General features: G+C 59.1%; 13 protein-coding genes. 4 read left to right on the plus strand and 9 right to left on the minus strand.

All coding sequences use genetic code 11. From position 1 onward, the window contains the following. Positions 1-466: 466 nt before the first annotated feature. The gene (locus FHT86_RS26895) at positions 467-1,750 is read left to right on the plus strand and encodes a cystathionine gamma-synthase family protein (protein ID WP_133710145.1); all 1,284 of its coding nucleotides are present in this window, start codon (positions 467-469) and stop codon (positions 1,748-1,750) included. Positions 1,751-1,886: 136 nt separating this feature from the next. Here FHT86_RS26895 and FHT86_RS26900 read toward each other — a convergent pair whose 3' ends face one another. From FHT86_RS26900 to FHT86_RS26935, 8 genes are all read right to left on the minus strand, one after another. Further along, the gene (locus FHT86_RS26900; RefSeq protein WP_133710144.1) at positions 1,887-2,834 is read right to left on the minus strand and encodes an ABC transporter permease; all 948 of its coding nucleotides are present in this window, start codon (positions 2,832-2,834) and stop codon (positions 1,887-1,889) included. Between the two features lie 5 nt (positions 2,835-2,839). Beyond that, the gene (locus FHT86_RS26905; RefSeq protein ID WP_133710143.1) at positions 2,840-3,817 is read right to left on the minus strand and encodes an ABC transporter permease; all 978 of its coding nucleotides are present in this window, start codon (positions 3,815-3,817) and stop codon (positions 2,840-2,842) included. A 1-nt stretch (position 3,818) separates the two neighbouring features. After that, entirely contained in the window at positions 3,819-5,315 is a 1,497-nt protein-coding gene (locus tag FHT86_RS26910) for an ATP-binding cassette domain-containing protein (RefSeq protein ID WP_246779680.1), read from the minus strand. A gap of 27 nt (positions 5,316-5,342) precedes the next feature. Further along, positions 5,343-6,356, minus strand: a complete 1,014-nt coding sequence (locus FHT86_RS26915; protein WP_133710142.1) for a substrate-binding domain-containing protein — start codon at positions 6,354-6,356, stop codon at positions 5,343-5,345. Between the two features lie 145 nt (positions 6,357-6,501). Further along, positions 6,502-7,386, minus strand: coding sequence for an SMP-30/gluconolactonase/LRE family protein (locus tag FHT86_RS26920; protein ID WP_166656942.1), 885 nt, complete (start codon positions 7,384-7,386; stop codon positions 6,502-6,504). Between the two features lie 2 nt (positions 7,387-7,388). Next, positions 7,389-7,580, minus strand: coding sequence for a tautomerase family protein (locus FHT86_RS26925; protein ID WP_133710140.1), 192 nt, complete (start codon positions 7,578-7,580; stop codon positions 7,389-7,391). 124 nt (positions 7,581-7,704) lie between these two features. Beyond that, on the minus strand, positions 7,705-8,451 hold the full coding sequence (locus FHT86_RS26930; RefSeq protein ID WP_133710139.1) for a response regulator transcription factor: 747 nt from the start codon (positions 8,449-8,451) through the stop codon (positions 7,705-7,707). Beyond that, positions 8,452-9,720, minus strand: a complete 1,269-nt coding sequence (locus FHT86_RS26935; RefSeq protein ID WP_133710138.1) for a GAF domain-containing sensor histidine kinase — start codon at positions 9,718-9,720, stop codon at positions 8,452-8,454. 286 nt (positions 9,721-10,006) lie between these two features. On the opposite strand from FHT86_RS26935, the gene FHT86_RS26940 reads away from it, so the two are divergent. Then, positions 10,007-10,210, plus strand: coding sequence for a cold-shock protein (locus FHT86_RS26940; protein ID WP_133710137.1), 204 nt, complete (start codon positions 10,007-10,009; stop codon positions 10,208-10,210). Positions 10,211-10,832: 622 nt separating this feature from the next. Here the strand turns inward: FHT86_RS26940 and FHT86_RS26945 are convergent. Further along, positions 10,833-11,612 carry an alpha/beta fold hydrolase gene (locus FHT86_RS26945; protein WP_133710136.1) on the minus strand — a complete coding sequence of 260 codons (780 nt, stop codon included), beginning with the start codon at positions 11,610-11,612 and terminating at the stop codon, positions 10,833-10,835. Positions 11,613-11,749: 137 nt separating this feature from the next. On the opposite strand from FHT86_RS26945, the gene FHT86_RS26950 reads away from it, so the two are divergent. Both FHT86_RS26950 and FHT86_RS26955 read left to right on the plus strand, forming a co-directional pair. Next, entirely contained in the window at positions 11,750-12,382 is a 633-nt protein-coding gene (locus tag FHT86_RS26950) for a GntR family transcriptional regulator (RefSeq protein WP_133710135.1), read from the plus strand. A gap of 15 nt (positions 12,383-12,397) precedes the next feature. Next, on the plus strand, positions 12,398-13,921 hold the full coding sequence (locus tag FHT86_RS26955) for an aldehyde dehydrogenase (RefSeq protein ID WP_133710134.1): 1,524 nt from the start codon (positions 12,398-12,400) through the stop codon (positions 13,919-13,921). Positions 13,922-13,923: the final 2 nt, after the last annotated feature.

Genomic DNA, 13,923 nt, shown 5'->3' on the forward strand with positions numbered 1-13,923 from the left:
ATGACCGCTGCAGCTGAAAGCCTTTGGCGACGCGGCTGTATCACGCATGCAAGATGTCGGTGGGAAGCGCTGGCTCGGCAATCCCTGAGATTACACAGTCTCAAGGGTCGCCGTAGCCAATGTGAGGCGCATGGCATTTGCCTAGGGCGGCGGCAGCTGTGCCCACCGATCAAATCTTGCCATCAAAGTAGCCACCGCACGTCGTTCTTCACAGTGCGGTGCATCGTCAGCACGACGGGCGTCAGCCACAATCTCAGCTACCACGCCTGCAAAGACCTTCCTCATACCTCCGCCGGTTCGTCACCTTGAACTTCGTCTTTCCGATGTGACGGCGGCTGGAGACGTTATGCCTATGTGGCATCAGCCACATAGGTGGTAGCCATTGGACTTTGATCCACGCATCAACGCCCATCGGCAGTGTTATAATGTGCAATCTGAAGTTCTTGTCATCGACCAGGAGACCGTCATGACAGCACCACATCCATCGAAAACCCATATTGGCAACCATCCCCTGCACCCCGAAACTCAAATGCTGAATTACGGCTACGACCCCGAACTGTCGGAGGGTGCGGTCAAACCTCCGGTCTTCCTGACGTCGACTTTCGTCTTCAAATCAGCCGAGGATGGGCGCGATTTCTTCAATTACATATCCGGTCGCAACGAACCGCCGGAAGGTAGAGGCGTAGGTCTCGTTTATTCGCGCTTCAATCACCCGAACAGTGAAATCGTCGAAGACCGCCTGGCCGTCTATGAGCGCACGGAAAGCGGCGCGCTGTTCTCCTCGGGCATGTCGGCAATCGCCACAACTCTGTTGGCCTTTGTCCGCCCTGGCGATAGCATGCTGCATTCCCAGCCCCTCTACGGTGGCACTGAAACGCTCATTGCAAAAACATTCCTCAATCTCGGCGTCTCAGCAGTCGGTTTCGCGGATGGGGTCAGCGAAGCATCGGTGATGGCTCGGGCCGAGGAAGCAATGGCAAAAGGCCGCGTCTCTGTCATTCTTCTGGAAACGCCCGCCAATCCAACGAATAGCCTGGTCGATATCGCGATGATCCGCCGCGTAGCCGATGCAATCGGCTTGAAGCAGGGCCATACACCGATTATCGCGTGCGACAACACCCTGCTGGGTCCAGTCTTCCAGCGCCCGATCGAACATGGAGCCGATATTTCCCTTTATTCGCTAACCAAATATGTGGGCGGCCATTCCGATCTGATTGCCGGTGCGGCGCTCGGCCCAAAGGCGCTGATCAAGCAGGTCAAGGCATTGCGAGGAGCGATCGGCACACAGCTCGATCCGCATTCCTGCTGGATGCTCGGCCGTTCGCTGGAAACTCTGCAAATACGCATGGAACGAGCAGACAGCAATGCACGGGCAGTCGCCGATTTCCTGCGCGACCACCCGAAGGTCGAGAAGGTCCACTATTTGCATTATACTGACCCGGCATCTGCGACTGGCCGGACTTTTGCCGCGCAGTGCAGCGGGGCAGGTTCCACCTTCTCCTTCGATATCCTGGGCGGTCAGCCGGCGTCGTTCAAGTTCCTGAACGCGCTGCAGATCTTCAAGCTGGCGGTTAGCCTGGGGGGTACGGAGTCGCTTGCTTCCCACCCCGCGACCACAACGCATTCGGGCGTTCCGACGGAGGTGCGCCATCGCATAGGCGTGTTGGAATCAACGATCCGACTATCAATCGGTATAGAACATCCCGACGACCTGATCGCCGATCTGGCTTCAGCTCTCGACAACGCATAACGGACATCTATGTCTCCCCGGCGCCTTCGATATCGGATGCACGCGCCTTTCCAACGTCCGCCGGCTGCCTTCGCTTCTACGCGAGATCGACCCGCAAGGCGAAGGTGCCGCCAAGTTGCCGAACTATCGCAGGACTTCACGTCGGAGATTTTTCGCCGCCCGCGACCGTGATCACTCCGACGATAATCAGGCCGGTGAGCAGGAGGCGAATGCCTGCGCTGACGCCGAACGTGTTGAGCATGGTCAAAAGCAGCACCAGGAAGAGCGCCGCACCCCAGACGCCTGGAACGTTCGCCTTGCCGCCGGCAACCGAGGTTCCCCCGATCACCACCACCGCGATCGACGCCAGCAGATATTCGTTGCCGATATCGACATTGGCGCCGCGGAAATAGCCGGCGAGCAAGGCGCCGTTCAAACCCGCCAACGTGCCAGAAAGCGTATAAGTGAGGAACCGGACCCGCCCGACATGGACGCCAGCCAACCAGGCGGCACGGATGTTCTGCCCGATGGCAAGGACAGAGCGGCCATAGATCATTCGGCGTAGAACAATCGCGGCGCCGACGGTAAACAATGCAATCAGAATCGCGAGCAGCGGAATGCCAAGAACTTGCACATTGGTGAATGCAGCAAAGCCCGGGGGTGGCTTGATCTGCAATCCGCGTCCGTAGCTGATATCGATCGACTGGATGACGAAGCTTGCCGACAGCGTGGCAATGATCGGCGGGATGCGCAGCGCCCATATCAGCAGGTAGTTGACGGCGCCGATCGCCGCGCCGCTGGCAAGGGCCGCCAGAAGTCCAACCGCGATCATGCTGTCCTGGCCGTCCATGACCTTCATCGCGACCGCGCTGGCGAGACCAATATTGGCCGGTAGCGACAGGTCGACATTGCCCGGCCCCAGGGTGATGACGAACATTTGGCCGGTGCCGGCAATCACCATGAACACGGCGAGCGACAATGCCGCGGTTATCATGCCTCCGGCGCCGTAGCCGCCGGTGAAGATGATCGTGGCCAGCCAAACCACCAGTGCGCCGACGAAGGACCATATCCAGGGCTTTGCGGCGAGCGCCTTGATCTGCTGCATGAGCCTTATGCCTCCCTTCGGCTAATGAGCACGCGAGCGGCAAGCACAATGATCAGGATTGCGCCATTGGCCGCGACCTGCCAATCGGGCGGGATACGCATAAAAGTCAGCAAGGAAGAGGCCGCAAGCGCAAGTGTCAGGGCGCCCAAGACCGCGCCGATCGGCGACACACGCCCGCCCATGAATTCGCCACCGCCGAGAATGACGCCGGCAATCGCCAGCAGCGTGTAGCCGTTGCCGATATTTGCATCTCCCGAGGAGGTGATGCCAATCAGCGTCATGCCGGACAACACTCCGAAGAGCCCCGCCAACGCAAAAAGAGTGACCTTGGTTCGCAGCAGCGACCAGCCGGCGCGACTGAGCGCGGCAGGGTTGCCACCCGATCCGCGCAGGATGACCCCATAAGAAGTGCGCATCAGCCCGAAATGCACGACAGCCGCAATGACAATCGCTGCAACGATCGGGAAAGGTATGAAGGGTGGTTTGAAAGAGGTGATCGCCTGCAGCCACTCCGGCGCCTTGCCGCCCGGCTTGGGCAGAACAAGAATGGCAAGTCCCTGCCAGACGAAACTCATTCCCAGCGTGACAACAATCGACGGCAGATTGCGCAGATAGATCAACGCGCCAAGCAGCGCATAAACACCGATGGATGCCAACAGAACGATGACACCGAGCAACGGCGCGTCGCGCAACCATGTCGCCGTGACGCAGCCGACAAAGCCCACGAAGGTCCCGATCGACAGGTCCAGCTCGTTGCCGGCGATGACGAACATCTGCGCTATCGTCGCAAGCGCGATGGGGATTGCAAGGTTCAGCATCAGGCTGAAACCAAAATAGGAAATAGCACGCGGATTGAGCCAGGCGATTGCGATCAACACCAGAGCCAGCGAAAGCGCTGGCAACAACGCACGCAAGGCACGCGCGCGTCCAGCGGATCCACGCGCCGGCGTCCTCACGAGCGACTGACTGGAAAAGGACGTCATGTCAGCCGGCCTCCACGAATGAGGATTGAATGATCTTTTCTTCAGTGAGCTCGTCTCGCCTGAGATCGGCAACGATATTGCCACTCTTGAAGACATAGACGTGGTGGCAATTGTCCAGCTCCTCGGTCTCCGTCGTATACCAGATGAACGTTCTGCCCTTCTTCGCTTCTTGCCGGATCAGGTCGTAGACCTCGAGTTTCGTGCCGATGTCGACGCCCCGCATCGGATCGTCCATGAGAATGATATCCGCGTCCGAGCCAAGCGCGCGGGCAAAAAGCGCCTTCTGCTGATTGCCTCCGGAAAGCGAAAGAATATTGTTGTTCATGTCGGGCGTGCGGATACCGATCCTCTGTTGCCAGACCGCCGCGAGCTCCTCTTCCTTTTTGGGCGAAATTAGCAGACCGTTGCGCAGCCGCGAAAGCGAACGGATGCCGATGTTCTCGGCGATCGACCATTGCGGAAAGATGCCGTCCGACTGCCTGTCCCCCGCGACCAGCGCCACTGGCGCCGTGACCTCGATGCCGGCCTTCCGGCGATCAGCGGCCTTGTATATATCAAGAAGGAGATCCGTCTGGCCATGTCCTGCAAGGCCGGCAAGACCGATGATCTCTCCCGCATGCGCGACAAGCTCCGTGCCATCGCGTTGCCGTGCTGCTCGGGCCCTGACTCGAAGCGCGCCAACCGTCCTTTCGCCGGTTTGAGCTTCAGCGGCAACCTTCTCGCGATGCCCGGCGCCACCCATGGTTGCAACCAGCCTGTCACGGTTAAAGGCCTTTGCAGCATCCGCGGCAACGACCTTGCCGTCGCGCATGACAACGATGCGGTCGGCATTCTGCAACACCTCGCCAAGCACATGCGAAATCAGAATGCAGCTACCACCACCTGCCACGAAGCGGCGCACAAAGGCGAGCAGTTGTCCGGCAGTATGCGCGTCAAGCGAGGAGGTGGGCTCATCCAGAATGACAAGGTTGAGCGGATCTTCGGTGACCGTGAAGGCACGCGCGACCTCCACCATCTGTCGCCGGCCAATCGAAAGATCCGAGACGATGTCTGACGCGTCGATGGCGTGATCGGGAAAGATCTCATCCAGCTTGGCACCGATGAGTGCGGCGGCGCGGCGATGCCAGCCAAAGCCACGCAGTGACGGATGATTGATGCGGGTATTCTCCGCAACCGAGAGATTGGGGCACAGCGACAGTTCCTGAAATACGCAGCGTATCCCAAGCTTTTTACCGCGGCTGACGGTATAACTATCCTCAGCGGTATCGGAGATCAGCATTCGACCCCGATCGAGCGACAGCGTTCCGACAAGCATATGCATCAAGGTCGACTTGCCGGCCCCATTATGGCCGACGAGCCCGACACACTCGCCCCGTCCGACTGTGAAGTTAACCCCATCCAGAGCGCGAACGGCGCCGAAATGCTTTTCGGCGTCGTTCAACCTGATGAAGCTTTTAGGAGCGTCAGCCAGCACCGGCATGTCCGAAGCCGTCATCATAGAGGGCAAAGATCGAAACGGCTGCCATCACTTGATGTTCGCCTTGATCGCTTCGATGGCATCATTCTGCGAATATTCCTTGCTGGCGACGCCTCCAACCGGAATGTCCGGAAGATGCTTTTCAAAATCATCCTGAGTGAAAGCGAGATAGGGAACGAGCAGGTCGTGCGGAATGTCCTTTCGGCCATCGAGAACCTGCTGGGCGACCCAGAAAGCCAACGTCGATACGCCAGGGGCGATCGATGCGGACCATGTCTTGTAGCCGTCCTTCGCCTTCTGCTCCTTCCAATATTCCAACTCGTCCTGACGGTTGCCCATGATGATCGTCGGGCGCGGCTTGCCGCCCGCGGCAAAGGCCTGGGCAGCGCCATAACCGTCGCCGCCTTGTGTGACGACGCCGACAATATCAGGCAGTGACGGCAGCACGGTTGCGACCGCCTTCTGCGCCGTGGTCTGATCCCAGTTGCCCGTCACGGAGTTGACGATCTTGAATTGCGGATTGGCTTTGACGCCTTCCAGCAGTCCCTTGTGAATGGCGTCGTCGATCGACGTTCCGGCAAGGCCGCGGATCTCAAGCAGATTGCCGCCGTCCGGATGAATCTTTTTCATCTGCTCGACTTCCTGCTTGCCCATGTCCTCGAAGTCGACGACGACGCGGTAAGCACAGGGCTCATTGACGATGCCGTCGAAGGACACGACGACGATACCGGCATCGCAGGCCTGCTTGATCGCGCCGTTAAGCGCGTCGGGCGAGGCCGCGTTGATAACGATGGCATCATAGCCTTGCAGGATGAGGTTCTGGATCTGGGCTGCCTGCGTCGGCACTTCCTGGTCCGCCGTGGTGAAGACATCGGCGGCACCGACGACTTTGTCGGCGACGGCCTTCTTGGTGACGATGTCGTAGCTCTTCAGCATCGCCTGCCGCCAGGAATTGCCGGCATAGTTGTTGGAAAAGGCGATCTTCTTGCCGCTGGTATCGGCAAAAGCCGTGCCGGAAGCAAGCGTCGCAGCAAGCACGCCAAGAACAAATAGTTTACGCATTTCGATCCTCCCTAGAGTAATTGACTTCTTTCCGTCTTCCTCCGGCCATCGGCTCCTCTTCCGATGTCTTCGCTCTCCGCGACGCCGAAGGCACTCTCATCACCGATCGAGCAATCAGCGACGCCCTTGCGCCGGTTTTCCGGCCTCAGAACAGTCTCAGCCCCGGCACGCGCACCCTCAGTCTGTGCAGCGAGCTTGACGCGGTAATATACAGGCTCTTCAGATCTTCGTCACCGAAGGCAAAATTCGCGCAGGGTTCCGGTGTGCGGATGACACCGAGCACGTTGCCCGAGGGATCGAAGACATGAATGCCGCCAGGACCGCAGCAATAGAGATTTCCGCGGCTGTCGATCTTCATGCCATCGGGCGCTCCCGGCTCGTCGCCCTTGGTTTCCGCCCAAACGGCTCCGCCCGTCAGTTCGCCCTGCGGCGTGACGCTGAACACACGGATATGTTGACGTTCCGTGTCGTTGACGAACAGCCGGGATTCATCGAGCGAGAAACATAGCCCGTTCGGCTGGCCAAAATCCGAGGCCAGCAGCGTCAGATGCGACCCATCCGGATCGACCCGATAGACCCCCCGAAAGGAAAGCTCGGGCTCGCGCGGGATGCCATAATATTCCATCCGGCCGAAGATGGGATCGGTGAAATAGATCGCCCCGCCGGTTGCCACGACGATATCGTTCGGGCTGTTCAATTCCTTGCCCTGGTAATGCGTGGCAAGCACCGTCGTCGAACCGTCGGCCTCGAGACGGGTGACGCTGCTTGTCGCGTGTTCGCACGTCAAAAGCCTGCCCTCACGATCGAGCGTATTGCCATTCGCCTTGTTGCTTGGTCGGCGAAAATCTTCAATGACACCCGATGGTTGACGCACATACATACGGTTTTCCGGCATGTCGCTGAAGACCAGCCATTTTTCATAGGGGTGCCACACCGGCCCTTCGGTAAAGCCAAGGCCGCTCGCAAGCGTCTCAAGCGTGGCATCACCCACCACGTCGGCAAAGCTGGGATTGCGTGAAGTGTTCGGCATGATCAGCTCGCGGGCTTTTCAGCCGTCTTGCCGCCCACATACCAATCGGAAGCCGCGACATCCTCGAACACGACCCAGATCGCTTCCTTCGGCAGCTCGGCGACCTCGCTGACAGCCTCGGTGACGCGGCGCGCAATCTCGTTCTTGCGCTGCTGGGAATGGCCTTTGAGAATTTGAATATTGACGAATGGCATACAACACTCCTCCCCTCACGCTTTCGTCTTTGTTTTCGTCAGAGTAGCCACAATCCCGGCCGGCACGATACGTTTCAAGACGCAGTGCCCACTGTGTGTTTACACATTCGCAATGACAACTTGCTCACTGCTTCCTCTCCGGCTCGTCGATCCGATCAAGCCAGGCTTCAAGGCTCTGCTGCTCGCGCCGCAGCGCGTCGACATTGATGAGGCCACGCGCCAAGGCGAGGTAAATTGCGCGTGTCCGCGAATTGAATATGGGCAGGTTATTGTCGGCCGGCTCTTCAAGTGCCGCCACGCCAAGCTTCTCGTAGAGATGCCGGATGCGGGCCTGGGCGCCTCTGGTCGAAAGCCCTCTGCGTGCCGCAATCGCCTTATCCGTCAGGCCGAGCGCAACGTCGATCAGGCTCTCATACTCGCTGTCGGTAATGCCTTCCAACCGGTTCTGCACACGATGCTGGATGCCGCGCACTTCACGGTCAATGATGCAATGTCCCTCGGCAAATACACCGCGCAGTGCCAGGCGCATCCCCTCCTCCGACGCCGACTTCAGCACGTAGCCGTAGACCGTGCCTGGCGGCACGATGCGCGCCACGCCGCGCACGTAGGACTCGTCGGCGAAGTTCGACCAGAACAGGATGTTCGTGTCAGCCCGGATCCCCCAGATTGACCGGGCGACCTCGATGCCGGTCGCCTTCGGCAATTGCAGGTCGAGCACGACGTAGGGTGGCTTGCGCTTCTGGGCGAGGTCGATCGCCACATCGCCGCTGCTGGCTTCGATCACCTCGACGTCGCCCGGCCACAAATGCTCGATCGTTGCCCGCGCGAAACTGCGGTGCAGACCATCATCCTCAGCTACCATCACAAGCATTTAAAGGCTCTCCAATGCTTCTAGACCTATGTCGGTCGCTGCCGGGATCTGACCGCAATGGCGGCCAATTTCGATTGCAACTCGCGTGCCACCCTTGCGGCCGGCGCGGCCAAGCTTCAGCGTCGCCCCGATCAGTGCAGCGCGGGTATGCATATGGCCGATGCCACCGACGACCTCGGGATCGACGGTGCCGCATCCGATGCCGTCATCGCTAATGACCACGCGCAGTGTCGAAGGCGTGGCTTCCATCCGCACTTCGATGCAACGCGGCGCACCATGCCGGACGGCATTGTTGATAGCCTCCTGCGCGATCCGGTAGACCGCCGTCAATATCCGCTCCGGAAGCTCGTCGGCTGCGCCATCGCTGGTGTCCTGGATCCGCACCGCGATCGAGGGCGTCGCACGACTGACGCTGCGGGTTAGATGCGCTTCTATCGCATCGCGAAGGCCGAACAATTCCAACACGCTGGGCCGCATGTCGTCGACGATGTGGCGAAGTTCCGTCAGACAGTTGACCACCTCACGCTCCAGCTCGGCCAGCTGTGCGGCCCCTGCAACGCCTTGGCGATGAAGCGCCGAAACCTGGCGCACGACACGGGAAAGATCGGCCAGCGTCTGGTCGTGAAGATCCATGCCGATGCGCCGCCGCTCACGCTCCATACCCTCGGTCAACCGTGCTGCGCCGACCCGCAACAGTTCGGCGCGACTGCGCGCCTCGCTTTCCGCCAGCATTGCCCGACGCGCTTCCTCGCTCTGGATCAGCGCGAAGATGTAGGGCGCGATGAACTCGGCGCAGTGCTGCGCAACCTCAAGGTCGGACTGGGTGTAGATACCCGGTTCGTGCCGACTGATATTGAGCGCCCCGATGATATTGCCACGAGCCCTGAGCGGCACAACGATACGACTGCGAAGATTGGCCGCATAAATCGGCCCGTCTAGGGCGCCAGGAAAATGAAAACGTGCGTCCTCCAAGGCATCCTGCGCAATGAGATAAGGGAGATCGCCGTGCAACACATCCCGGATCGGGCTGATATCGACCGGCAGCGGATGCTGGGCAAGCGCACTCCAACTCGTGTAGCAACCCGCCTCATAACAGACATGGCTGCGGCCCTCATCCAATACCACCGCGATATCCATGTGATCATGCGGCAGGAGCGTTTCGATCTCGACGGCGATGGCGCGGAACGCCGCGGCCGGGTCGATATGTCCGGCAAAAGCGCGCGATATCGACAACAACCGATCCATCAGCTGGGCGGCGGTATATGGCATGGCTCGAAGTCCTCCCTCTTCTCCCATTCCATTATGATGCGCTATCCGACGCCGGCTATGCCGTAGAGCCACCGCACGCGGACACGCGACAGATTGTGAGGCTGGCCTAAAGGGTCTGCCTTAGCAAGCCTGGACCGCAGATGTTCATCAAGGCTATACTTCATTGGCTGAGATTTCCGGCAAATATTGAAACTGCGGGAAAGTCGTGGAACGTTGATAACGAAGCACTTCGACTGTAAGTTCGGCAGGCGAATCAAACGATCCCGGAAATGAAGGGGGAACTGTCATGCCTACGGGTACTGTAAAATTTTTCAATGAGGACAAAGGATTTGGCTTCATTTCTCCCGAAAATGGGGGAGCTGACGTGTTCGTTCACGTTTCTGCTTTGCAGCGGGGCGGTTCGCTCAGAGAAGGCGAAAAGGTCAGCTACGAATTGGGTCAAGATCGCAAGACCGGAAAGTCGAAAGCCGAAAACGTCAGCGTAATCTGATCGCATCAGCTTAGGGATTGGCTGCGGATTTAGCCTGCTTCATTTTTTGGACAGGCTAAACCAATTCCACGCCTTGCGGGGATACGAACGTCCGGGCCGTCAATTCATGCCCCAATCTAGACCTGATGCGCCTTGTGAGTCTTCGGCAATGGTAACGAGGTGTGGTTCGGCGTCATTCTTTGATGCTGCTTTTCATCTCACCGAAATGGGTCGTGACGCGCGTCGGTAAGGCTGCTCAAGGTACCCATGTCGCGAGATTTCCGTATCGACCTTATCATCGGGACGAATGCACAGGTCTTAGTTAGGACTTGAGATAACGTCGGGCACGGCAAAAGTGTCACAGACCGCACGACTTCATAGCGGCGTTCTTGTGCTTGTGACTGCTTGGCCTGCCGACAGCGCAGTGCCAAAATGATTGGCCGGCATCAGCTCACATATTGGTCCTTCAGGCGTGTCCATCGCGCGAACGCCGCCCCGTGCGCCGGTTCATTCTTCGCCGGATCCAACCCGATTGTGCTCACTACGCTGATGATGCTCTCCAATGTGGGTGCAAACACGCCCACATTCCGACATCAGGGCCGTCGGTGGGCGTCTGCATCGTCAGAACCGATCATCCTACGGTTTATTTCAGAGCAGCGGGTACCGAGCAGCCAAGGAATTCATCCACCAGCGCCAAAAGCCTGTCCGGCGCCTGCAGCGGAGGGACGTGCGCGCAGCCTTTGAGGACGCGCAACTGGCCGTCGGGAAGTCGCTCGACCAGGTCGCGTGCCATCGGAAGCGGCGTTGCTTGGTCGGCATCTCCGACGACAACGAGTGTCGGAGCGGCAACCTTTGCAGCTTCAGTCGACAGATCAAGTTCGGCGAGTGTTGAGCAAGCGTTGCAGAAAACCTCCAAATCCATAAGGAGAAATGCCTTACGCCTGTCCTCCATCAAATCCGGATTGTCCGCTTGAAATTTGGGGGCAAACAATCTGTTCATCGCTGTTTCCACAACGGCTTCAAGGCCGCCCGCCCTGGCTGCAGCTGCCATTTTTCGAAAAGCCTCCCGTCCCTGGTCGGAGAACCTGGCACCGCAACCAACGAGCACGAGACGCAGCAAAAGCGCGGGATGCCGAATTGCGGTTTGAAGGGCGACAAACGCACCAAATCCATTTCCCAGGACGATAGCCTCACCATCCGAAGCGAAGGCATCGATCAGTCCCGCGATACGGTCGGCCGTTTCGGGAAGGCCTGTGCTTGCCGGCGATGCACCAAACCCCGGCAGATCGGGAACGACCACGCGATAGTTCGCAGAGAGTGCAGGCATAATCCGATCGAAGCTCTCGCGATCGGAGAGCAGTGAGTGCAGCAGGAGGAGCGGACGTCCATTGCCAGCCACGTACAAGTTCAGCTTATTGTTCATCACCACTCCCACATTTCAACAATTTTGACATTTCATAGATGCCATTTTTGTGTCTTGCAATTCCTTATTTTACGGGTGTATGAATCGCTCGTGAAATATCACGATGCCATTCCAAGATTAAGTCTGGTCTACGACAAGTGCTCCTTAGAGAAAATATATACGACGCTCTGCGCTCCGAAATCCTCACCTGTCAACTGATGCCGGGTGAAGAAATCCACGAGCAGGATCTCGCCGCACGGTATGAGGTCAGTCGGCAGCCGATCCGCGAGGCGCTTCTACGGCTGCAGCAAGATCGCCTGGTCACCGTGCAGCCGCGCCAGGGATACCAGGTCAATCCGATTTCCATGAAGGACGTCAGGGATCTGTTTCAGTTTCGCCTCGCTCTCGAGCCTGCATGCGTCGCCGCTGCCGTCGAAAGCGCGAGCAATCAGACACTGGCCGATCTAGATCGCTTTCGGTCTATTGGCGCGCAAGAGGACTTCATCGATTACAACCGGGCCTTCCATGATGCCCTGGCGGCAGCATCGGGCAACGCGCGAATGGAGGCTGCCATCAGGGACGTCCTGGATCAGGCGGATCGGCTGGTTCGCCTGTCTGTCAGCACCATCAAGGGGCGAGATCCCCAGAAACTCGTTGCCGAGCATGGCGACATCATCGACGCCGTGCAGCGGCGCGATTCCCGAACTGCGCGCAAGCTCATTAGCGCTCACGTAATTTCCGGCCAAAAACGCGTGGCGTCCGCCCTCGGGCGCAGCGCTGTCCGTCCCTAATCTGGAGGAAGACCCATGAACCAGGCTACCCGCGAGCCAGCAGTTGAGACCCACGGCAATTTCATCGACGGCAAGGAAATCGAAGCCGGAACGGGGACGTCGATCGATGTGCGCAATCCCGCAACCGGTATGGTGATCGCGCGCATTCCGAATTCGACGCCAGCCGACGTCGATCGTGCCATGAAGAGCGCGCGTTTGGCCTTCGAAGGCCGCGAATGGGGTGGGATGGATATCCGCGCCCGCGCTCGCCTCATCAACAAGCTCGCCGATGCCTTTGAAGCCAATCTTGAGACGCTGTATCGTCTGGAAACGCTCAATAACGGCAGGCCGATCAATGAGACGCGCGCTCAGCTTTCTCGGCTTCCGGACTTCTTCCGCTATTTTGCCGGTCTTGCGCTTGCTCGTCGCGACGACGTTATCCCGGTCGAAGGATCTTATCTCAACTATACCCTGCGCACGCCGATCGGTGTCGTCGCCAACTGCACGCCGTTCAATCATCCGCTGATGATCATGTGCAAGTCGCTGGCAGCGGTCCTCGCTTCCGGATGCACGACCGTCGTAAAGCCCTCTGAATATACACCGCTGACGACCTTGAAGCTCGCGGAGATATTCTTCGAAGCGGGCCTACCCAAAGGCGTATTCAACGTCGTTCTCGGCTACGGCGCCGAAGCGGGCCGGCTCCTGGCGGAGCATCCCGATATCAACAAGCTGGTGCTGACCGGCGGTACGGAAGCCGGCCGGATCGCTGGCAGCGCCGCCGCCAAGGTATTCGCGCACCAGACGCTCGAACTCGGCGGCAAAACACCCGTGATAGTCTTCGATGACTTTGACATCGATCAGGCAGTGAACTACGCCGCGTTCGGTGCATTCATTGGCGCTGGCCAGACATGCGTGTGTGGTAGCCGGCATCTGGTACAGGAAACGATCTACGACGCCTTTGTCGAGAAGCTCGCCGCCAAGGCGCGCTCCATCCGCATCGGCGACCCGTTCAACCCGGAGACGCAGCTCGGACCCGTTATCTCGGCCAAGCAGCGTGAGCGCGTCCTTACCTATTCGCAGCTTGGCCGCGACGCCGGGGCCCGTGCGGTCGCAGGCGGCGACATTGCGACAGTTGCTGGGTTCGAAGGCGGCTACTTCGTTCAGCCGACCGTGTTTGCCGATGTCAATGCCGACATGCGTATTTTCCAGGAAGAAGTGTTCGGTCCCTTTACCAGCGTCACGCCCTTCAAGGATGAGGCGGATGCATTGCGCCTGGCCAATGATTCCCCCTTCGGTCTCGGGGCAGCGATCCGCACGCGCGACGTCGGCCGCGCCCATCGTGTGGCCGCACGCGTAAAGGCTGGCATCGTCTGGATCAATGATCACCACCGTCTGGATCCAGCCTCCCCATGGGGCGGCGTGGGCGAAAGCGGTATCGGCCGCGAATTCGGCCTGGAGAGTTTCAATGACCATTTCAACGTCAAGAGCGTCATGGTCGCGACCGAAGACAAGCCTTTTGATTGGTACAGCGCGACCGCGACGCAAACTCGTCTGAACTGACA

The organism is Rhizobium sp. BK313 (assembly GCF_014193655.1).
In the GTDB taxonomy this organism is placed as follows: domain Bacteria; phylum Pseudomonadota; class Alphaproteobacteria; order Rhizobiales; family Rhizobiaceae; genus Rhizobium.

Excerpts from the sequence above, each read along its gene's own strand:
- FHT86_RS26895 (WP_133710145.1), top strand. The coding sequence starts at position 467 with ATGACAGCACCACATCCATCGAAAACCCATATTGGCAACCATCCCCTG.
- FHT86_RS26900 (WP_133710144.1), bottom strand. The coding sequence starts at position 2,834 with ATGCAGCAGATCAAGGCGCTCGCCGCAAAGCCCTGGATATGGTCCTTC.
- FHT86_RS26905 (WP_133710143.1), bottom strand. The coding sequence starts at position 3,817 with ATGACGTCCTTTTCCAGTCAGTCGCTCGTGAGGACGCCGGCGCGTGGA.
- FHT86_RS26910 (WP_246779680.1), bottom strand. The coding sequence starts at position 5,315 with ATGATGACGGCTTCGGACATGCCGGTGCTGGCTGACGCTCCTAAAAGC.
- FHT86_RS26915 (WP_133710142.1), bottom strand. The coding sequence starts at position 6,356 with ATGCGTAAACTATTTGTTCTTGGCGTGCTTGCTGCGACGCTTGCTTCC.
- FHT86_RS26920 (WP_166656942.1), bottom strand. The coding sequence starts at position 7,386 with ATGCCGAACACTTCACGCAATCCCAGCTTTGCCGACGTGGTGGGTGAT.
- FHT86_RS26925 (WP_133710140.1), bottom strand. The coding sequence starts at position 7,580 with ATGCCATTCGTCAATATTCAAATTCTCAAAGGCCATTCCCAGCAGCGC.
- FHT86_RS26930 (WP_133710139.1), bottom strand. The coding sequence starts at position 8,451 with ATGCTTGTGATGGTAGCTGAGGATGATGGTCTGCACCGCAGTTTCGCG.
- FHT86_RS26935 (WP_133710138.1), bottom strand. The coding sequence starts at position 9,720 with ATGCCATATACCGCCGCCCAGCTGATGGATCGGTTGTTGTCGATATCG.
- FHT86_RS26940 (WP_133710137.1), top strand. The coding sequence starts at position 10,007 with ATGCCTACGGGTACTGTAAAATTTTTCAATGAGGACAAAGGATTTGGC.
- FHT86_RS26945 (WP_133710136.1), bottom strand. The coding sequence starts at position 11,612 with ATGAACAATAAGCTGAACTTGTACGTGGCTGGCAATGGACGTCCGCTC.
- FHT86_RS26955 (WP_133710134.1), top strand. The coding sequence starts at position 12,398 with ATGAACCAGGCTACCCGCGAGCCAGCAGTTGAGACCCACGGCAATTTC.